Source organism: Lentzea flava (assembly GCF_014648475.1).
In the GTDB taxonomy this organism is placed as follows: domain Bacteria; phylum Actinomycetota; class Actinomycetes; order Mycobacteriales; family Pseudonocardiaceae; genus Lentzea; species Lentzea flava.
In genome coordinates, this window is sequence record NZ_BMRE01000027.1 from 50,252 (window position 1) to 70,017 (window position 19,766).

The 19,766-nt window shown below is 68.9% G+C and carries 19 protein-coding genes and 3 pseudogenes; 9 read left to right on the top strand and 13 right to left on the bottom strand.

The window, feature by feature from the left end:
• Positions 1 to 134 precede the first annotated feature (134 nt).
• Positions 135 to 569 (top strand): ester cyclase, encoded by a 435-nt coding sequence (locus tag IEZ09_RS27075; protein WP_189256582.1) that lies wholly within the window; start codon positions 135 to 137, stop codon positions 567 to 569.
• Here IEZ09_RS27075 and IEZ09_RS27080 read toward each other — a convergent pair.
• The 6 genes and pseudogenes from IEZ09_RS27080 to IEZ09_RS46790 all read right to left on the bottom strand — a co-directional run.
• Positions 566 to 910: a cytidine deaminase-like protein gene (locus IEZ09_RS27080; protein ID WP_189256583.1), complete on the bottom strand. Its 345-nt coding sequence runs from the start codon at positions 908 to 910 to the stop codon at positions 566 to 568. The genes IEZ09_RS27075 and IEZ09_RS27080 overlap by 4 nt on opposite strands.
• Positions 891 to 2,195 carry a hemolysin family protein gene (locus tag IEZ09_RS27085; RefSeq protein WP_189256584.1) on the bottom strand — a complete coding sequence of 435 codons (1,305 nt, stop codon included), beginning with the start codon at positions 2,193 to 2,195 and terminating at the stop codon, positions 891 to 893. Before IEZ09_RS27085 ends, IEZ09_RS27080 begins: the two co-directional genes overlap by 20 nt.
• 5 nt (positions 2,196 to 2,200) lie before the next feature.
• A complete protein-coding gene (gene ybeY, locus IEZ09_RS27090) occupies positions 2,201 to 2,761 on the bottom strand; it encodes an rRNA maturation RNase YbeY (RefSeq protein WP_189256585.1) in 561 nt (186 codons plus the stop codon).
• A gap of 5 nt (positions 2,762 to 2,766) precedes the next feature.
• Positions 2,767 to 3,123, bottom strand: a pseudogene (locus IEZ09_RS46780) (PhoH family protein); the annotation flags it as partial.
• A 282-nt stretch (positions 3,124 to 3,405) separates the two neighbouring features.
• Positions 3,406 to 4,215 (bottom strand): annotated as a pseudogene (locus tag IEZ09_RS47740) (LAGLIDADG family homing endonuclease); the annotation flags it as partial.
• Positions 4,204 to 4,896: pseudogene (locus tag IEZ09_RS46790) on the bottom strand (PhoH family protein); the annotation flags it as partial. The pseudogenes IEZ09_RS47740 and IEZ09_RS46790, both read right to left, overlap by 12 nt.
• A gap of 145 nt (positions 4,897 to 5,041) precedes the next feature.
• On the opposite strand from IEZ09_RS46790, the gene IEZ09_RS27100 reads away from it, so the two are divergent.
• A complete protein-coding gene (locus IEZ09_RS27100) occupies positions 5,042 to 5,791 on the top strand; it encodes a GNAT family N-acetyltransferase (protein WP_189256587.1) in 750 nt (249 codons plus the stop codon).
• A gap of 224 nt (positions 5,792 to 6,015) precedes the next feature.
• Here IEZ09_RS27100 and IEZ09_RS27105 read toward each other — a convergent pair whose 3' ends face one another.
• From IEZ09_RS27105 to hrcA, 6 genes are all read right to left on the bottom strand, one after another.
• Positions 6,016 to 6,333 (bottom strand): histidine triad nucleotide-binding protein, encoded by a 318-nt coding sequence (locus IEZ09_RS27105; RefSeq protein WP_189256588.1) that lies wholly within the window; start codon positions 6,331 to 6,333, stop codon positions 6,016 to 6,018.
• A gap of 11 nt (positions 6,334 to 6,344) precedes the next feature.
• Entirely contained in the window at positions 6,345 to 6,935 is a 591-nt protein-coding gene (locus IEZ09_RS27110; protein ID WP_189256589.1) for a TetR/AcrR family transcriptional regulator, read from the bottom strand.
• A gap of 9 nt (positions 6,936 to 6,944) precedes the next feature.
• Positions 6,945 to 7,601, bottom strand: coding sequence for an alpha/beta hydrolase family protein (locus IEZ09_RS27115; protein ID WP_189256590.1), 657 nt, complete (start codon positions 7,599 to 7,601; stop codon positions 6,945 to 6,947).
• A 473-nt stretch (positions 7,602 to 8,074) separates the two neighbouring features.
• A complete protein-coding gene (locus IEZ09_RS27120; protein WP_189256591.1) occupies positions 8,075 to 8,806 on the bottom strand; it encodes a 16S rRNA (uracil(1498)-N(3))-methyltransferase in 732 nt (243 codons plus the stop codon).
• Positions 8,803 to 9,951 (bottom strand): molecular chaperone DnaJ, encoded by a 1,149-nt coding sequence (gene dnaJ / locus IEZ09_RS27125; RefSeq protein ID WP_189256645.1) that lies wholly within the window; start codon positions 9,949 to 9,951, stop codon positions 8,803 to 8,805. The genes IEZ09_RS27120 and dnaJ overlap by 4 nt, the downstream gene beginning before the upstream one ends.
• A 56-nt stretch (positions 9,952 to 10,007) precedes the next feature.
• The gene (gene hrcA, locus IEZ09_RS27130; protein WP_189256592.1) at positions 10,008 to 11,030 is read right to left on the bottom strand and encodes a heat-inducible transcriptional repressor HrcA; all 1,023 of its coding nucleotides are present in this window, start codon (positions 11,028 to 11,030) and stop codon (positions 10,008 to 10,010) included.
• A 174-nt stretch (positions 11,031 to 11,204) separates the two neighbouring features.
• On the opposite strand from hrcA, the gene IEZ09_RS27135 reads away from it, so the two are divergent.
• Both IEZ09_RS27135 and IEZ09_RS27140 read left to right on the top strand, forming a co-directional pair.
• The gene (locus IEZ09_RS27135) at positions 11,205 to 12,938 is read left to right on the top strand and encodes a hypothetical protein (protein ID WP_229812999.1); all 1,734 of its coding nucleotides are present in this window, start codon (positions 11,205 to 11,207) and stop codon (positions 12,936 to 12,938) included.
• Between the two features lie 79 nt (positions 12,939 to 13,017).
• A complete protein-coding gene (locus tag IEZ09_RS27140) occupies positions 13,018 to 13,410 on the top strand; it encodes a hypothetical protein (RefSeq protein WP_189256593.1) in 393 nt (130 codons plus the stop codon).
• Here IEZ09_RS27140 and hemW read toward each other — a convergent pair.
• Positions 13,407 to 14,615, bottom strand: coding sequence for a radical SAM family heme chaperone HemW (gene hemW, locus IEZ09_RS27145; RefSeq protein ID WP_189256594.1), 1,209 nt, complete (start codon positions 14,613 to 14,615; stop codon positions 13,407 to 13,409). The two genes, IEZ09_RS27140 and hemW, sit on opposite strands and share 4 nt — an antisense overlap.
• 368 nt (positions 14,616 to 14,983) lie before the next feature.
• On the opposite strand from hemW, the gene IEZ09_RS27150 reads away from it, so the two are divergent.
• From IEZ09_RS27150 to IEZ09_RS27170, 5 genes are read left to right on the top strand one after another with little or no spacing between them, the layout of a single operon-like run.
• Complete coding sequence (locus IEZ09_RS27150; protein ID WP_301325530.1) at positions 14,984 to 16,663, top strand: nitrite/sulfite reductase; 1,680 nt, start codon at positions 14,984 to 14,986, stop codon at positions 16,661 to 16,663.
• The gene (locus IEZ09_RS27155; RefSeq protein WP_112229091.1) at positions 16,660 to 16,818 is read left to right on the top strand and encodes an Insertion element protein; all 159 of its coding nucleotides are present in this window, start codon (positions 16,660 to 16,662) and stop codon (positions 16,816 to 16,818) included. The genes IEZ09_RS27150 and IEZ09_RS27155 overlap by 4 nt, the downstream gene beginning before the upstream one ends.
• On the top strand, positions 16,815 to 17,510 hold the full coding sequence (locus IEZ09_RS27160) for a phosphoadenylyl-sulfate reductase (RefSeq protein ID WP_189256596.1): 696 nt from the start codon (positions 16,815 to 16,817) through the stop codon (positions 17,508 to 17,510). Before IEZ09_RS27155 ends, IEZ09_RS27160 begins: the two co-directional genes overlap by 4 nt.
• Positions 17,507 to 18,409, top strand: a complete 903-nt coding sequence (gene cysD / locus IEZ09_RS27165) for a sulfate adenylyltransferase subunit CysD (RefSeq protein WP_189256597.1) — start codon at positions 17,507 to 17,509, stop codon at positions 18,407 to 18,409. The genes IEZ09_RS27160 and cysD overlap by 4 nt, the downstream gene beginning before the upstream one ends.
• On the top strand, positions 18,410 to 19,753 hold the full coding sequence (locus IEZ09_RS27170; RefSeq protein WP_189256598.1) for a sulfate adenylyltransferase subunit 1: 1,344 nt from the start codon (positions 18,410 to 18,412) through the stop codon (positions 19,751 to 19,753).
• The last annotated feature ends 13 nt before the right edge of the window (positions 19,754 to 19,766 follow it).

Consider the following 19,766-nt stretch of genomic DNA (forward strand, 5'->3'; position numbering starts at 1 on the left):
CCATTTGCAGTCAGGTCGCGCGAACGGGTCCTTCGCGGGGTCTTCCGGCACTGGTCCGCACGGGTGAACGGCGCGCAGGCTTGCGGCCGCGTCCCCCGCACTCCACTCGTAGGTCGAGCACAAGGAGATGCGACATGTCGAGAGAAGACCTCGAGCGCCTGAACGACGAAGGCATCGGCGCGTGGGACCGCCACGACACCGACGGCTTCGTGAAGCTGCTGGCCGACGACTTCGTCTGGATCGACGACACGACCCCGGAACCGATGCGCACACGCGACGCGGCCCGCGCCTACACGCAGGCCTGGTTCACCGCGTTCCCGGACATGCACATCCGCACGACCAACACGGTCTGCACCGACGACCAGATCGCCTGCGAACTCGAGTTCACCGGCACCAACACCGGCACGCTCGCGATGGGCGGCATGGAGATCCCCCCGACCGGCAAGTCGGTCACCAGCCGGGGGACCTACTTCATGAAGTGCGAGAACGGCAAGATCACCGAGTTCCACACCCACCCCGACGCCGCGGGCATGATGATGCAGCTCGGGTTGATGGGAGCGCCCGCCTAAAGCTGCTCGAGAACCTCGCCGGAGGCGTCCGCGAGGAACACCGGACCGGACGACGTGAGGTCGCGCACGGCGGCCAGCGACTCCGCGTCCACTGCGGACGCCTCGGTGACGACGACCGCCGCCTCCAGGCCCTCCGCACCGCTCGACACGGCGGCGGACACGGCGGCCTGCAGCGCGGTGAGCTTCAGCGACGGCAGCGCCACGGTGGACGCGTTGTACGTGCGGCCGTCGAGGTCGCGCACCGCCGCGCCCTCCGCGGCGCCGTTGCGGGCACGGACCGAGCGCGCGAGCGTGACGAGCTTGGCGTTCTCGGCGTCGAGCTCAGTGTTCGCTTCTGGCATCTTCTTCTGTCTCCTTCTGCTGCACAGGGCGCACGAGCACAGTGGTGACGCGGATGCGGCCGCGTTCGTCCTTGCCGCCCTCCGCCCGCATCCGCAGGCCCGCGATCTCGGCCTCGGTGCCGGGCAGGGGCACGCGGCCGAGCCGTTGCGCGAGCAGCCCGCCGACTGTCTCGACCTCGTGGTCGTCCAGCTCGGTGCCGAACAACGCGTCCAGGTCGTCGACCGGCAGGCGCGCGCTCACCCGCACCGCGCCGTCCTCGAGGTGCTCGACCGGCGGCCGGTCGTCGGTGTCCGACTCGTCGGTGATCTCACCGACGATCTCCTCGAGGATGTCCTCGATGGTCAGCAGGCCCGCGGTGCCGCCGTACTCGTCGACCACGATGGCCATGTGCCGGCGGGACACCTGCATCTCGCGCAGCAGGTCCGCGATCGGCTTCGAGTCCGGGATGAAGCTCATCGGGCGCATCAGCTCGGCGACGGTCTTCGGATGCTCGTCCTCGGCGAGCGTGGCCCGCATCAGGTCCTTGATGTTCACCACGCCGAGCACGTCGTCGACGCTCTCGCCGATCACCGGGATGCGGGTGTAGCCGGACCGCAACGACAGCGCGAGCGCCTGCCGCAGCGACTTGGACTGCTCGATCCACACGATCTCGGTGCGCGGCACCATGACCTCGCGCGCGATGGTGTCGCCGAGCTCGAACACCGAGTGGATCATCTCGCGCTCGCCCTCGTCGACGACGCCGCGCTCCTGCGCCATGTCGACCAGCTCGCGCAGCTCCACCTCGGACGAGAACGGCCCCTCGCGGAAGCCCTTGCCGGGTGTGATCGCGTTACCGATGAGGATCAGCAGCTTGCTCAACGGCCCGAGCACGCGGCCGAGCTGACGGACCGTGCCCGCGGCGAGCAGGCTCACGCCGTACGGGTGCTGACGGCCGATGGTGCGCGGTCCGACGCCGACGAGCACGTACGACACGACGAGCATGCTCAGGCACGAGTACAGGACCGCAGTCCAGCCCTGGTTCACGTACTTCAGGAACACCGTCGTGACCAGCACCGCGGCCAGCATCTCGCAGAACAGGCGCAGCAGCAGCAAGAGGTTCACGTGCCGCGGCCGGTCGTTGAGGACCTGCAGCAACTGCCCCGTGCCCCAGCGGCCCTGCCGTTGCAACGCCTCCACCCGTGCGCGTGACACGGTGCCTAGGGCGGCGTCCACACACGCGAAGACACCTGCGGCGAGCACGAGCAAGACGGCCAGCACTATGACGCCGGCTGGGTTCTCGCTCATGCCCGTCAGTCTTCTTCGGGATGCTGGAGCGGCTTCTGCTCGTCCAGGCCGACCGCGCCGAGCACCTTGTCGTCCGCGCTGCGCTGGTGCGCCGCACGCTCGGCCTCGTCCCGCGCGGTGCGGAAGTCCGCGAGGATGCGGTTCTGCAGCGTGAACATCTCGCGTTCCTCGGCGGGCTCGGCGTGGTCGTAGCCGAGCAGGTGCAGCACGCCGTGCACGGTCAGCAGGTGCAGCTCGTCCAGCAGGCCGTGGCCCGCCTTCTTGGCCTGGTCCTTGGCGAACGCCGGGCACAGCACGATGTCCCCGAGCAGCGCGGGGCCGAGCCCGGCGGCGTCGGGCCGGCGCGCGGAGTCCAGCTCGTCCATGGGGAAGGCCATGACGTCCGTCGGCCCGGGCAGGTCCATCCAGCGCTCGTGCAGGTCGGCCATCACGTCCAGCTCGACGAGCAGGACGGACAGCTCGGCCAGCGGGCTCACGCCCATGCGGTCCAGCGCGAAGCGGGCGGCGGAGACGATGGAACCCTCGTCCACCGCGACGCCCGACTCGTTGGCGATCTCGATGCTCACGGCGCCTATCGTCCCCGGCGCTGGTTCCCCCGGCGTGCACCGGGTCCGTGGTGTCGCCCGTTCTGGTCGATGGTGTCCTGCTCGACCTGCCACTTCTCGTACGCGTCGACGATGTCGCCGACCAGCCGGTGACGCACCACGTCCTGGCTGGTCAGGACCGAGAAGTGCACGTCGTCGACATCCTCGAGGATGTCCTTGACGACCTTCAGACCGCTGCGCTGGCCACCGGGGAGGTCGACCTGGGTGATGTCACCCGTCACGACGATCTTCGAGCCGAACCCGAGCCGCGTGAGGAACATCTTCATCTGCTCGGGCGTCGTGTTCTGCGCCTCGTCGAGGATGATGAACGCATCATTGAGCGTGTTGTGCGTCAGCAGGTAGTCCTCGGTGACGTACAGCGAGTCCTGAGCCGCCACCTGAATGCACACGGTCTCCGTCCGGCCTGCAGGCTCGATGCTGTCGATGAACCGCATCGGACGTCCGCCACCACCAGCGGCGTGGTACTTCTCCCGCTTGCGCGCGAGCCGGAACGGCTCGACGCCCTCGGGCAGCCTGATGTCGAGGACGTACGCGTCGTGGCGGTAGCAGACCTCACGCCCCTTCGCCATGCCCGGCTTGCGTCCCTCGGCCGGACGGCAGCGCCAGTAGGCCACACCGCCGAGCGAGCGAACGAGAGCGACCACGTCGTCCCGCAACCGTTCCGATGTCGTCGTGTACTGGACGCGGCAGGTCCTCCCGGCCTGGGTGACCGGTCCGCCGTCCGAGTCGAGCAGGCCCTGGAGCACGGCCAGACGCACGTCCGCGCTGTTGTGGAGATAGAGCTCGGGCACGAACTTCGTGTGCGACCGCGTGCCGCTCAGCCCCAGCTTGCGCATGACGGCGGTCACCGGGTTCTCCAGCGTGACCACGTCGCCAGACGCCTTGACGCGGTTCAGCGTGTAGTCGATCTGGTTCTTCTTCATCACCGCGATCGGCTCGAGCGCCACTTGGAGCGCGAAAGCGAGCGCCGGGTCCGCGGTCGAGAACGACGGAGTCGTCGAGCCGGTGATGCACCCGTCGCCGAGGAGCAGACCCAGCGCGTACGGGTTCATCGGCACGTCACGTTCCGGCAGGCACACCGGGGCGCTGAGCAGCGGGAGCTCGTAGCGCCGGGCGTGCGCGGCCCTCAGCTTGCCGATCATCTCCTTGGTCTCGAGCACTCGCCACGGCTTGTTGCGGCGCCGGTCGGACGCGGTGCGCACAGTCCACAGGTGCTCCCCGCACGCGAGGGTCGAAGAACCGTCCTGCGCGGTGACGCGGTAGATGTCCTTCTCACCCTGCGGGTACACGCCCAGCACCGGCGTCGGCTCGCCGTTGGAGCCGATGACGAGGTCACCGACCTGCAGCGATCCGATCGGCCGGTAACCGTCCGGGGTCAACACCGGGGTGAAGATCGGCTGAGCCCGGCCACGCATGTAGGCCAGCGGTGCGACCTCGATCGTGCCCGCCTGCGTGAGGCGCGGGATCGACTCCGGGTCGACCATGTCGTGCAGCGCGTCGTACAGCGGGCGCAGGTACGGGTCGATCTTCTCGTAGAGCGTGCCGGGCAGGTAGCCGAGCCGCTCGCCCGCCTCGACGGCCGGGCGGGTGAGGATGATGCGGTTGACCTGCTTGGACTGCAGCGCCTGCACGGCCTTGGCCATGGCCAGGTAGGTCTTGCCGGTGCCGGCGGGGCCGATGCCGAACACGACCGTGTTCTTGTCGATCGCGTCGACGTAGTGCTTCTGGTTCAGCGTCTTCGGCCTGATCGTGCGACCGCGGCGGCTGATGATGTCGAGGCTGAGGACCTCGGCGGGCGAGGAGTCTGCGTTGGCGCTCAGCATCGCGACGGTGCGGCGCACGGTGTTCTGGTCGATGGCCTGGCCGCGGCTGGCGAGGGTGACGAGCTCGCTGAAGACCCGTTCCGCGAAGGCCACGTCCGCGGGGTCGCCGGACAGCGTGATCTCGTTCCCGCGCACGTGCACGTCGGCGTCGAGCAGTTCCTCCACGAGCCGGAGGTTTTCGTCTCGCGACCCCAGCAGGCTGAGCACCGCGCCGTCGGGCACGGCGAACCGGGACTGACCTTCCTTGACGCTCTGCTGTGTTTCTTCGGCCACGTGGCCCCGGCCTGCTTCCTGTCGCTCGGATCTGGTGGCGTCGATGCTAGTCCGGCCGAAAATGAGTGGCTACCGGATTGCTCACCGTGTGTGCTCACCGGCTGTGGAGATCCGCAGGCTTGGCGTTGAGGACATACCCGAGTGCATGAAGCTCATCACGGACCGGGGTTGGGCGTGGACGCCCGCGCAGTGGGAGTTGATGCTCGAGCTGGGACCGGGGTGGGGCGCCTTCGACTCGACGGGGTTGCTCGGCACGACGCTGACGACGCCGTATCCCGAAATGCAGGCGATCAGCGGCGTCCTGGTCGCGTCGTGGGCAGGTCGCAGGGGCATCGGCACGCAACTGATGTCCAATATATTGGATATCGGGCCGTCGGTGCTGTACGCGACGTCGATGGGTGAGCCGCTCTACGTCCGGCTCGGCTTTCACCCTGTCGGGGCCACCACCGAGTACCAGGGCGTGCTACCCGGCACTGCGCCCGGCGTGACGCGCGCGGCCACTCCTGCCGACGCCGACGACCTGGTGGCGCTCGACCGCGAGGTGAGCGGGTACACCCGGCCGTTGCTCTGGGAGCGGATGCTCGACCCGGCCACCCCGTACACGGTGCGGATGTCGGAGTCCGGCGCCATCGCCACCCGCCCGAATCCCACAGGCCTGACGATCGGCCCGCTGATCGCGCCATCCGCCTCGGCGGCGTGCGAGATGATCAGGGACGTGGCCGTCGACGCCGGTCGAGTCCGCGTGGACACGGACAACGCCGACGTTGGCGCGTTCCTGCTGGAGCAGGGTTTCGAGAAGCTCGGCGGCGGCTGCACGCTGATGGTGCGCGGCGCCGACGACGTGCCGGGAGACCGGTCCCGTTACTTCGCGCCCGCCTCACACGCGCTCGGATGATCTCTGGGGGACCGTGGAACTGCGCCGGCTGACACCTGCGCACGCCAGGGCCACGGGCGCCGACTGGATATTGGCACAGCCGCTGACCCCGACGACCTCGTAGCAGGTCCGCGCACGGCATCGCGGGCCCCTGGCGCGCCAGCGACGACCTGATGCTGATCGGCCCGGTCATCGCCGACTCCGCCACCGGCAACGGCCGGGTGCGTCGACCTGCAGGCTCTCGGCTAGAGCTTTCTTCCGCCGAGCACGTGCAGGTGGGCGTGGAAGACCTCCTGCCCGCTGTCGGGCCCGGTGTTGAACAGCAGCCGGTATCCGGTCTCCGAGACGCCTTCCGCCTCGGCGATCTCCTTCGCGGCGGCGAAGAGGTCGCCGAGCTGCTCACCGCTCAGGTCGACGGCGTTCGGCACGTGCTCGCGCGGGATGACCAGCACGTGCACCGGAGCCTTGGGGTGGATGTCGCGGAACGCCAGCGTCGTCTTGGTCTCGTGCACGACCGTCGCGGGAACCTCACCGTCGACGATCCGGCAGAACAAACAGGACATGCCTCAAGACGCTAGGCGAACAACCGGTCCAGGTGCTCGTCGACGGCCTCGATCATGTCGTCCACCGTCAGCTCCTCCGGCCCGAGCTGGTGGTGGATGTTGAGCCCGTCGATCAGCACGAGAGTCCGCCGCGCCGCCTTCATCGGCACGACACCGTCCCGCAGCTCCCCCGCCTCCTCGGCAGCCTTGAGGATCCGAGCGAGCTCGCCGTAGACCTGTCGCGTGCCGTAACGCTCCAGCTCGTGCAACGACGGCTCCACCAACGCCCGCGGCAGGAACGACATCAGCACGGCGGCCTCGACCCGCCGTTCCTCGTCCAGCGCGAGCATCTCGTGCGCGAAGGCCCTCAGCCGCTCCCGGTTGCCGAGCGAGCCGTCGATCCTCTCCAGCCGCGCCAGGAACCGCCGGTACGCGAGCTCCATCGCGAAGCCCAGCAACGAGTCCTGCGTGGGGAAGTAGTGCCGCAACGACCCGCTGGACCACCCGGACTCCGCAGCCACGGCCCGCACCGACGCGTGGTCGATCCCGTCCCGTTGCACGATGCGCCACACGGCCTCGGCCAGCTCGCGGCGACGTTCCTCGTGGTCGACAACCTTCGGCACCGGCTCTTTCTAGCAGCCGCGCGCAAGCCGGACGACGGCCCCGCGACACCTCTCCCACGACTCGGTGCCCGGCGTGATCATGTCCATGTGCCCGGCCCCCTCGACCACGTCGAGCTCCGCCTGCGGCTCCAACGCGCAGAACTCGACGCTCTGCTCGACCGGGACGTCCTCGTCGAGATCACCGTGCACACAGATCACCGGCTTGCCGATGGGCACCAACGCCGCCGGCGAGGCCTGGGCGAACTGCTCCTCGGAACACAACTCCAGCGCCCGCGACGTGATGTGCTTGGTGAAGTCGAGAACCGCCGCCTGCGCCACAGCTCCGACCACTCGCTCACTGTGCTTGGCCGCCCACACAGCGAGATGCCCTCCGGCGCTGTGTCCGAGCGTCACCACGGGCCCGATGTCGACAGCCTCCAGGGCAGCCAGCACGTCCTCCCCGGTCTGCGGCCATCCTCCATCGCCCCCAACACGCCGATATTCGATGTTCCAAACGGCAAACCCGTCCCCAACAAGCACATCAGCAAGTGGCCGCCCGAGCTCCAACCCGTACCGCTGGTGCCAAAAACCACCGTGGATGACGACAACAGCACCCTCAGCAACACCATCCGGAAGGTAAAGCTCACCGAACTGACTGGGGTGCTCACCGTAAGCAATCCGCTGCACACGCAGAACCTACGTGACACAACGAAAAACGACCTGACAACACAGAAAGAAGCCGAGCCCGCACGAAGCGAAATGGGCCGCGATGCGATGAGATGGGCCGCGATGGCGCGAAGCGCCGAGCCGGCCGGGGGTCCGGGGGCGAAGCCCCCGGCTGGGGTCTGGGGGCTCGGCCCCCAGAAGACACGCTTTATCGACGAGCGGCGAAGGTGCCGCAGGCACCGAGCACGCGAGGCGAGAGATAAAGGGGCGCCTCGCGGTCCGAAGCCTGGGGGTCGCTTCGCCGCGAGGCGCCGACGCCGGACCGAGGGGGGAGGTGTCCGGCGAGTCTTTGGTTGGAAAGGCCTAATCGTCTACTCCGTTTACGGCTAGACCAATTGAGCCCCTCTGCAACTAGAGTAACCCCAACGGCCTGCGGTTCGCTACAGCTTCCGTCAAGCCAATCCATCCGATGTTCACCTTCGGAGTGAACTGGGTCACCACCGGGACGTGAGTACCCCAAGCGCACCGAGAGCAACCGCCGCAGCGGTAGATGCACGCAGAACAGTTGGGCCCAATCGGACGATCCGGGCACCCGAAGATCGCAGCGCTTCCAATTCGTCAGGCGTGATCCCGCCTTCGGGACCGACGACGAGCAGGACGTCTCCGGATTCGGGAAGGTCGACATCGGACAGTCGGTCGGTCGCGCTCTCGTGCAACACGAGCGTGAGCGCCGAGGACGACACGCGCTGCGAAAGTTGCGCGGTGCTCACGGGTTCGTCGACGAAGGGCACCCGCGAGCGGCGGGCTTGCTTCGCGGCCTCGCGGACCGTGGAACGCCAGCGCCCCAACGCCTTCGCGCCGCGCGGGCCGTCCTCCCACTTGGCCACGCACCGGGCGGCGCGCCACGGCACCACACCGTCCACACCGGCCTCGGTGGCCAGTTCGACCGCGAGCTCGCCGCGGTCGCCCTTCACCAGCGCCTGGGCGAGCACGACGCGGAGTGACGGCTCGGGCTCCACCGCGCGGTCGAGCACCTTCAGCGACAACGCGTCCCGTTCCACCGACACCACCGCACAGCGCACGAGGGTGCCGGAACCGTCGGACAGCACTAGTTCCTCGCCCACGCGCAGGCGCTTCACCGTGGCGGCGTGGCGGCCTTCCGGGCCGTCCAGCACGAACTCCTCGCCCGGCGGCAGCGCCGGAACGAGGAAGACCGGCAGGGTCACCGGTTGCCGCGCGAGGCACGCAGGCGGGAGAACAGCCCGCCGCCGCCCTTGCCGTTGTGGGACAAGGAAGGCTCGGTCTCGCCGCGCAGCTCGGCCAGGTCGCGCAGCAGGGCGGCCTGGGCGGCGTCGAGCTTCGTGGGCACGACGACCTCGAGGTGCACGTGCAGGTCGCCGCGGCCGTCGATGCGGCCGGTGGAACGCAGCTTCGGCATGCCGCGGCCGGGAAGGACCAGCTGAGTGTTCGGCTGCGTGCCGGGCTCGATCTGCAGTTCTTCCTCGCCGTCGAGCGTCTTCAACGGCAGGGTGGCGCCCAGTGCGGCTGTCGTCATCGGGATCTGCACCACGCAATGCAGGTCGGCGCCGTCGCGTTCGAAGATCTCGTGCGGGTGTTCCTCGACCTCGACGTAGAGGTCGCCTGCCGGGCCACCGCCGGGGCCGACCTCGCCCTGGCCAGCGAGGCGCACGCGCATGCCCTCGGCGACACCGGCGGGGATGTTCACGGAGATCGTGCGGCGCGAACGGACGCGGCCGTCGCCGCTGCACTGCTGGCACGGGTCGGGGATGACCTCGCCGTAGCCGCGGCAGACCGGGCACGGGCGGGACGTCACGACCTGGCCGAGGAACGAGCGCTGCACCGACTGGACCTCGCCGCGGCCGTTGCACGTGTCGCAGCGGATCGGCTTGGAGTCGCCGGACGTGCCGGCGCCGTGGCAGCGGTCGCAGAGGATCGCGGTGTCGACGGTCAGCTCACGGGTGGTGCCCGCGGCGCACTCCTCCAGCGTCATGTCGAGCCGGATCAGCGCGTCGGAACCGGGCTGCACGCGGCTGCGCGGACCGCGGCCACCGCCGGACGTCGCGCCGAAGAACGCGTCCATGATGTCGCCGAGACCGAAGCCCGCGAACGGGTCGCCGCCCGCGCGTGCGCCGCCGCCCGAGTCGAGCGGGTCGCCGCCCAGGTCGACGATGCGACGCTTCTCGGGGTTCGACAACACCTCGTAGGCGGCCGTGACCTCCTTGAAGCGGGCCTCCTCGTTGGGATTGACGTCCGGGTGCAGCTGCCTTGCGAGCTTGCGATAGGCGCGCTTGATCTCATCCTGTGTCGCGTTCTGCGCGACACCGAGGATGCCGTAGTAATCCCTGGCCACCTTGTTCGCTTTCGTCTTCATCTTTCAGAGCAAAGTTCTCGGGGGACGTTCCTTGTTCAACGACCAGTGAGGATCTCACCGACGTAGTTGGCGACCGCACGCACGGCCGCCATGGTTCCGGGGTAGTCCATGCGCGTGGGCCCGACGACGCCGAGGCCTCCCAGCGGATTGTCGCGGCTGCCGTAACCGATGGACACCACGGAAGTGCTGCGCATCTCAGCGGCCTCGTTCTCCTCGCCGATGCGCACCAGCACGCGGCCGGGGTCGCGGGAGGCGGCGAGCAGCTTGAGCACGATCACCTGTTCCTCGAGCGCCTCCAGCACCTGGCGCAGCGAGCCGGGGAAGTCGGCGACGTTGCGGGTGAGGTTCGCGGTGCCGCCGAGCACGAGCCGTTCCTCCGGGTGCTCGACGAGCGTCTCGATCAGCACCGTCGCGACCCGCAGCATCGGATCGCGCAGGTCCTGCCGCACCTCCTCGGGCAGTTCGGCGACCTTGGCGCTCGCGTCGGACAGCCGCTGACCGGCCATGGCCTGGTTGAGCTGCGTGCGCAACTGGGCCACGTCCTCCTCGCTGATCACGTCACCGAGCTCGACGATGCGCTGGTCGACGCGGCCGGTGTCGGTGATCAGCACGAGCATCAGCCGCGACGGCGTGATCGGCAGCACCTCGAGGTGCCGCACGGCGGCGCGGGACAGGGTCGGCACCTGGATCACCGCGACCTGCCTGGTGAGCTGCGCGAGCAACCGGACGCTGCGGCGCATCACGTCGTCGAGGTCGAGCGCCCCGTCGAGGAAGCTGCGGATGGCCCGCTTCTCGGCCTGCGAGAGCGGCTTGATCTCGCTCAGCCTGTCGACGAAGAGCCGGTAGCCCTTGTCCGTCGGCACCCGTCCGGCACTGGTGTGCGGCTGGGCGATGTAGCCCTCGTCCTCCAACGCCGCCATGTCGTTGCGCACGGTCGCGCTCGACACACCCAGGTTGTGTCGCTCCACCAGGGCCTTCGACCCGACGGGCTCCTGGTTGGACACGTAGTCGGCGACAATGGCGCGCAGCACCTCGAACCGACGCTCATCGGCGTTCACCGCTGTTTCACCTCCGTGTCCCGTGCTCCGAGTTTACCCAGCTGGTTTCCTGCGCGGTGCCAGCTCAACCCCAGCGGGATGTAACAACCGCAGAACCCGCCGGTTCCCTTGACCGACTCCTCGGCCGAACCGTTGGGTGGAGGTGCCGTCGCCCCGGTCCACTGAGGGGTGCGCATGCGCAAGCTCTGGTGTCTGCTCCTGGGAGTGATCCTGCTCGCACCGCCCGGCGTCGCGGCGGCGCACGACCCGATCCGCAACTCGATCCGGGGCTGGACGATCCTCTCCGACAGCGACTCCGGCGCGGACGAGGTGATCGGCGCCGCCAGGAAATACCAGGTCAACCACCTGCAGCTGTCCCACGAGGTCGTGCACGACCTGCGGGAGGTCCGCGAGCCGCGCAGACAGGCGCAGGTGAACCGGCTGACCGACCTCGCCCACTCGTCGGGCGTCAAGGAGGTCGCCGCCTGGGATCACGCCCTCTACCACCTCGCCTACTACCCCGCCGAGTTCCGCACCGGCCCCGGCGGCACGATCGACCTCGACAACCCGGCGTTCTGGGACTGGTTCCGCAACGATTACCGCTCGATGCTCGACCTGGTGCCGAGGGTGAACTCGATCATCCTGACGTTCATCGAGACCGGCGCCCGCGTCGAGAACCAGCACTCGGTGCGCCTGAAGACCGCCGAGGAGAAGCTCGCCCACCTCGTCGACCAGGTCGCGTCCGTGATCGACGAGCGCGGCATGCTCCTCTACCTGCGCACCTTCGGCTACTACCCCGCCGAGATGGACCGCACGATCGGCGCGATCGACCGCGTCCAGAACAAGCGCGTGCGCGTGATGGCCAAGGCCCAGCCGCACGACTTCTTCCTCACGCACCCGATCGACGTCACCGTCCCGAAGATCAACCGACCCGTGCTGATCGAGTACGACACCACCGGCGAGTACAACGGCCAGGGCAAGATCGCCAACGCGTTCGTGGCCGAGCACGCCGACCGGCTGAGGCACTACCGCAAGCTCCCCAACGTGATCGGCTACGTCGCCCGCACCGACCGCTACGGCGAGTCGCGCATCGTGGGCACGCCGACCGAGATCAACCTCTACGCCCTGAAACGGGCTTCCGAAGGCGCCTCGAACGCGCAGATCCACCTGGAGTTCGCCGCCCGCAAGTACGGCCTGCTCGCCGCACCGCTCGTGGCACGGGCGTTGTCCCGCTCGCCGGAGATCATCACCTCGACGCTCTACACCCTGGGCAGCAACACCGCGAACCACTCACGCCTGGACTACGACCCGTACTGCTCCAGCTATCACCGCAGCGTCTCCGGCAAGTGGATCGACCCGCCCGAGACGTTCGTGCGCCACGGCGTGAACAGGGAGTTCCACTACTGGATCGACGTGGCGAACCACCTCTCGCCGCCGCACTGCAAGACCGACGGCGTCCTGCGCCGCGAGGCCGGCCACGTGCTCGACCGCGGCTGGGTCACGCCCGGCAACCTGATGACGCAGGAGTACCTCGACTACCTCACCATCGAGAAGAACTACGGCGTCGGGCTCGCCGAAGCCTCGCTTCGCGACATCGAGCACGTCAGGAGACTGCTGCGCCCCAACGACTACGCCCAGCTCAAGGCGTACTTCGAACGGACAGTGCTGACCACGAAGCTGCACAGGTCGGTCGCGAAGGCGTACTTCGGCTACCGGATCTACGTGCAGCAGCCGTCACCCGAGCTGGCACGGTCCATTTGGGACGGTCTGGACGAGGCGCAGGCGGTCGCCGCGAAGGTGCGGGCGTATCCGGCACCACCGACCGGGGAGTGGAACTGGGTGATCGACGCCGCCCAGGCCGACCTGTACCTCAAGCGCATCTCCGAAGGGTGGGACCGGTATTCCAACATCAAGGTCCCACGACCCTGACTTGCGGTGAACCCGGACGGCCCTGTTTTTGTCGGTGGTGCTCGCTAGGGTCCAAACCATCCGAAGCAGAGGTGGGGACGTGGAGAGCGAGCAGGGCTGGCGGACGAAGGGCGGCCGGACCTACCACAGCGACCCGAGCTGCGAATGGCTGCACAAGGACCAGGGCCGGCTCAGGCTCATCGGCAAGGCCACGCACGAGGTGGTCGAGGTCCGGTGGGCCGACGTCAGCCCTGGTCAGCTCCAGCCGTGCGACCACTGCTGCGCACCCGCGTGGCTGGAGCGGCACGGCAGGGAGCACCGCGCGGACGAGAAGCCGTGCCTGGTCATGAGCGACGACGAGTGGTGGCGCGGCACGCTGGTCTGGGAGCCGGCCAGGCGTGCGGACGGGTTGTGGTGGGCGACCGTCACGTACGACAAGAAGGGGCAGCGCGTCACCGAGGTGCGCAGCCAGCACGACATCCGGGCCCGTTAGGGCAGCAGGCGCCTGACCACGGCGTCGGCGAGCAGGCGGCCGCGGTCGGTCAGCACGCAGCGGTCGTCCAGCGGTTCGAGCAGGCCGTCCGCGATCGCCGAACGAGCCTCTTCACGCCCCGCGGTATCCAATACATCAGTCGGCAGGCCCTCGGCCAGGCGCAGCTCCAGCAGCACGCGCTCGACGCGGCGGTCCTCGTCCGACAGCACCTCACGCCCGGCGGCGGGCGACTTGCCCTCGGCGAGCAGCGACGAGTAGCGCGCCGGGTGCTTCACGTTCCAGAACCGGACGCCGCCGACGTGGCTGTGCGCGCCCGGCCCGAAGCCCCACCAGTCGGCGCCCTTCCAGTACAGGACGTTGTGCCGGCACTGCGCTGCCTCGGACGTGGCCCAGTTGGAGACCTCGTACCAGTGCAGGCCCGCGCCGCTCAGCACCGAGTCGACCATCTCGTAGGACGACGCGAGGACGTCGTCGTCCGGCATCGGGAGATCGCCGCGGCGGATGCGCCGGGCCAGGCCGGTGCCGTCCTCCACGATCAGCGCGTACGCCGAGACGTGGTCGACGCCCGCGTCGAGAACGGCGTCGAGCGACGCCTTCAGATCGGCGGGCTGCTCCCCCGGTGTGCCATATATCAGGTCGAGGTTGACGTGGTCGAAGCCCGCGGCACGGGCCTCGCGGGCGGCGTCGACCGGACGGCCGGGGGTGTGCTTGCGGTCCAGGATCTGCAGGACGTGCCGGGCTGCCGACTGCATGCCGAGCGACACCCGCGTGTATCCCGCATTCCGGATGCCGACGAAGAACGACGGCGACGTCGACTCGGGATTGGACTCCGTCGTCACCTCGGCGTCCGGGGCTAGGCCGAACGACTGATGTACTGCATCCAATACATCAGTCAGGCCCGAGGCACCGAGCAGCGAGGGCGTGCCGCCGCCGACGAAGACGGTCGAGGCGGCCGGTGCGGAACCCAGCACGGACGCGGCGAGATCCAGCTCGCGGCGCAGGCCCTCCAGCCATGACTCGGGTGAGGCGGACGAGCCGAGCTCACCCGGCGTGTAGGTGTTGAAGTCGCAGTACCCGCAGCGGGTCGCGCAGAACGGCACGTGCACGTAGATGCCGAACGGACGGGAACCGAGGCCGGCGAGAGCGGAGGCTGGAAGCGAACCGTCGGCGGGCGCGGGCTCGCCTTCGGGCAAAGCGGAGGGCATGACAGCTAGTGTCCACCACCGGACCCGGATGGCGGTGTCCGACCAGGACAAGTATCTGTCGGTGACAGAAACGTCACTGAGCGAAACCGGCTATCGATGTCAACTTCCGCTGCGGAATCCCAGCATTCGGTTGGCGGTGGACCATGCTCTGGACGCCAGGCACACTGGTCACATGCCTTCGACTGGAGTTCGCCTCGTGGCCCGGCGCCACGTCGACTTCCGTCGTGTCTCCAGCGCGATGTGCCGTTGCACGGCATAACCACGCGCTGATTTGTTCCCGTCGGCGCTTGGTGCGCTGACGAGACCCCCACCACAGCACCTCTGGGCTCGCACGCGCACTCGGCGCCTCGAAACCCCGGAGGATGGCGATGGTCCCGCCGCAGACGTCACCGCGCGCCAAGCAGCGTCGCGGCGAGGGGCAGTGGGCGCTCGGCTACCGAGAGCCGCTGAACCCGAACGAGCGGAGCAAGAAGGACGACAACCCGCTCAACGTCCGCGCCCGCATCGAGAACATCTACGCCCACCGGGGCTTCGACTCCATCGACCCCGCTGACCTGCGTGGACGATTCCGGTGGTACGGCCTCTACACCCAGCGCAAGCCGGGGATCGACGGTGGCCGCACGGCCACGCTCGAGCCGGAAGAGCTGGACGACGAGTACTTCATGATGCGCGTGCGCAGCGACGGCGGTGCGCTCACCACGCAGCAGCTGACCGTTCTCGGCGAGATCTCGCAGACGTACGCGCGTGACACCGCGGACATCACCGACCGGCAGAACATCCAGTACCACTGGATCCGGATCGAGGACGTTCCCACCATCTGGCAGAAGCTCGAAGCGGTCGGGCTCACCACGATGGAGGCGTGCGGCGACAGCCCGCGCGTCATCCTCGGCTCACCGGTCGCCGGCATCGCCGAGGACGAGATCATCAACGGGCAGCCCGCGATCGACGTCATCCTCGAGCGCTACATCGGCGACCCGCGGTTCTCCAACCTGCCGCGCAAGTTCAAGACCGCGATCTCCGGTCTGCAGGACGTCGCGCACGAGATCCACGACGTCGCGTTCGTCGGCGTCAACCACCCCGAGCACGGGCCCGGCTTCGACCTCTGGGTCGGCGGCGGCCTGTCCACGAACCCCATGCTGGGCAAGCGACTCGGCGTCTGGGTGCCGCTCGACGAGGTGCCGGACGTGTGGGAAGCCGTCATCAGCGTCTTCCGCGACTACGGCTACCGCAGGCTGCGGCACCGCGCGCGCATCAAGTTCCTCGTCGCCGACTGGGGCCCGGAGAAGTTCCGCCAGGTCATGGAGGACGAGTACCTCAAGCGCAAGATGCTCGACGGCCCGGCGCCGGAAGTCCTGAACCAGCAACGTGATCACATCGGCGTGCACCGGCAGAAGGACGGCCTGTTCTACGTCGGCGCCGCGCCGATCGCCGGCCGCGTCTCCGGCAGCACGCTGGTCGAGGTCGCGAAGATCGTCGAGCGGGCGGGCAGCAGCCGCGTCCGCCTCACGCCCCAGCAGAAGATCGTCGTGCTGGACGTGCCGGAGGGCGAGGTCAAGACCCTGCAGGCGGATCTCGCCAAGCTGGGCCTGCAGTCCGAGCCGTCGCCGTGGCGGCGCGGCGTCATGGCCTGCACCGGCATCGAGTTCTGCAAGCTCGCGATCGTCGAGACCAAGGCGCGCGCCAACGACCTCGTCGCCAAGCTCGAGGCCAACCTCGCGGACATCGTCGACGGCGTCACCGCGCCGATCACCGTGCACATCAACGGCTGCCCCAACTCCTGCGCCCGCATCCAGACCGCGGACATCGGCCTCAAGGGCCAGATCGTCACGGACGACGAGGGCAACCAGGTCGAGGGCTTCCAGGTGCACCTCGGCGGCGGCCTCGGCCTCGACGCGGGCTTCGGCCGCAAGCTGCGCGGCCACAAGGTGACCGCCGCCGAACTGCCCGAGTACGTCGAGCGGGTCGTGCGGAACTTCGTTGCCCAGCGCGAAGAGGACGAGCGTTTCGCGCAATGGGTCGCCCGCGCGGAAGAGGGTGCTCTGAAGTGAGCGAACGGGCGACGCCCTTCTACTGCCCCTACTGCGGCGACGAGGACCTCCGGCCGCAGGAGGAACCCAGCTACGCGTGGCTGTGCACCGGGTGCCGCCGCGTCTTCAAGGTCCAGTTCGTCGGGCTCAACCTGCCGCAGGAGGTGAAGAAGTGAGCGATCTGAAGGAAGACCTCAAGATCGTCGCCGAGGCGGCGGAGCAGGAGCTCAAGGACGCGACGGCGATCGAGGCGCTGGAGTGGACCGCGCGGACGTTCGGCGACAACTACATCGTCGCGTCGAACATGCAGGACGCCGTGCTGATCGATCTCGCCGCCCAGGTGAAGCCGAACTTCGACGTGCTGTTCCTGGAGACCGGCTACCACTTCCCGGAGACCATCGGCGTGCGTGACGCCGTCGGGGTCGTCTACCCGGAGGTGCGGATCGTCAACGCCGCGGCCGAGCAGTCGGTGGCTGACCAGGAGGCCGAGTTCGGCCTGCTGTACCAGACGGATCCGGCCAAGTGCTGCAACCTGCGCAAGGTCGTCCCGCTGCGCCGCGAGCTCGCGAAGTACGACGCGTGGGTCACCGGCGTGCGCCGCGTGGACGCGCCCACCCGCGCGAACACGCCGATCGTGCAGTGGGACGAGCGCAACGGCCTGGTGAAGATCAACCCGATCGCGCCGTGGAGCGATGACGAGTTCAACGCCTACATCCGCGAGAAGGGGATCCTCGAGAACTTGCTGGTGCAGGAGGGATATCCCTCGATCGGCTGCGCGCCGTGCACCGCGAAGCCGCTGCCGGGCCAGGACGCGCGCAGTGGCCGCTGGGCCGGTTTCTCCAAGACTGAATGCGGGTTGCACGGATGACCACAGCGACGCTCGACACGTTGGGACGCCTCGAATCCGAGGCGATCCACATCTTCCGCGAGGTCGCGGGCGAGTTCGACCGGCCGGTGATCCTCTTCTCCGGCGGCAAGGACTCGACGCTGCTGCTGCACCTCGCGATCAAGGCGTTCTACCCGGCGCCGGTGCCGTTCCCGCTGCTGCACGTCGACACCGGGCACAACTTCGACGAGGTCATCGAGTTCCGCGATCGCGTTGTGGCACAACACGGTCTGCGCCTGGAGGTCGCGAAGGTCCAGGACTGGATCGACGACGGCCGCCTGCAGGAACGCCCGGACGGCACGCGCAACCCGTTGCAGACCGTGCCGTTGCTCGACACGATCACCGCGCACAAGTTCGACGCGGTGTTCGGCGGCGGCCGGCGGGACGAGGAACGCGCCCGTGCCAAGGAGCGGATCTTCAGCCTGCGCACGGCATTCGGCCAGTGGGACCCGAAGCGCCAGCGCCCGGAGCTGTGGAACCTCTACAACGGCCGGCACCGCCCCGGTGAGCACGTCCGCGTGTTCCCGTTGTCCAACTGGACCGAGCTCGACGTGTGGAACTACATCGAGCGCGAGGGCGTCGAGCTGCCGAGCATCTACTACGCGCACGAGCGCGAGGTGTTCCTGCGCGACGGCATGTGGCTCGCCGAGGGGCCGTGGGGCACCGCGCGTGAGGGCGAAACGCTGGTGCGCAAGACGGTTCGCTACCGCACGGTCGGCGACGGCTCCTGCACCGGTGCCGTCGAGTCCGACGCCGCCGACATCCACGCGGTGATCGCCGAGGTCGCCGCGTCACGGCTGACCGAGCGCGGCGCCACGCGTGCCGACGACCGGCTGTCCGAGGCCGCCATGGAAGACCGCAAGCGGGAGGGTTACTTCTAAATGAGCGACCTGTTGAGGCTGGCCACCGCAGGCAGCGTGGACGACGGCAAGTCCACGCTGGTCGGCAGGCTGCTCTACGACACCAAGTCCGTGCTGGCGGACACGCTCGACGCCGTGCACCGCGCGAGCGCCGACCGCGGTCTCGCGACGCCGGACCTGTCGCTACTGGTCGACGGTCTGAGGTCGGAGCGCGAGCAGGGCATCACGATCGACGTGGCGTACCGGTACTTCGCGACGCCCAAGCGATCGTTCGTGCTGGCGGACACCCCCGGCCACGTGCAGTACACCCGCAACACCGTGACCGGCGCGTCCACCGCCCAGCTCGCGGTGCTGCTCGTCGACGCGCGCAAGGGCGTCATCGAGCAGACCCGCCGCCACGCCGCGGTTCTCGCGCTGCTCGGTGTGCCGCGGCTCGTGCTGGCGGTCAACAAGATCGACCTCGTGGACTACGACGAGGTGACGTTCTCCCGCATCGCCAAGGAGTTCACGGCTCACGCGACGGCCCTCGGCTACACCGAGGACGCCGTGATCGAGATCCCCGTGTCGGCGCTCGCCGGCGACAACGTCGTGGAGAAGTCCGCGAACACGCCGTGGTACTCCGGGCCGACGCTGCTGGAGCACCTGGAGACCGTGCCGGTCGAGCCCGACCCGCACGACGCCCCGTTCCGCTTCCCGGTGCAGTACGTGATCCGGCCGCGCACGGCCGAGCACCTCGACTACCGGGGGTACGCCGGGCTGGTCGCGGCGGGCACGGTCAAGCCGGGTGACGAGATCGTCGTGCTGCCGTCTGGCCGCCGCTCGACCGTCACGAAGATCGACACCGCGGACGGCGAACTGGCCGAGGCGGCGGCGGGCCAGTCCGTCACGCTGCTGCTGGCCGACGACATCGACATCTCGCGCGGCGACCTGATCTCGGTGGCTGGCAACGAGCCCAAGGTCACCGACGAGCTGGACGCCACGCTCTGCTGGCTCGCGGAGAAGCCGCTGCGGGCAGGCGCCCGAGTCCTCGTCAAGCACGGCACGCGCACCGTGCAGGCGATGGTCACCGAGCTGCGCGACCGCTTCGACGAGCAGACGCTGTCCAGTGTGGACAGCCCGGCTTCGTTGGAGCTCAACGAGATCGGCCGCGTGGCCCTGCGCCTCGCGGAGGAAGTACCGCTGGACGACTACAGCTTCAGCCGGCGCACCGGGTCGTTCCTGGTGATCGATGCGAGCGACGGCTCGACGCTCGCCGCCGGGCTGGTCGGGGCTCCGCTGCCGTTGCTCGAGAACGGCGTGGAGAGCTGTACCGGGGGTAGTGCCACTACCCCGGACAACCACGCCCTCGTCTCCCCCGGTCCCTGAAAGGCCAACCAGC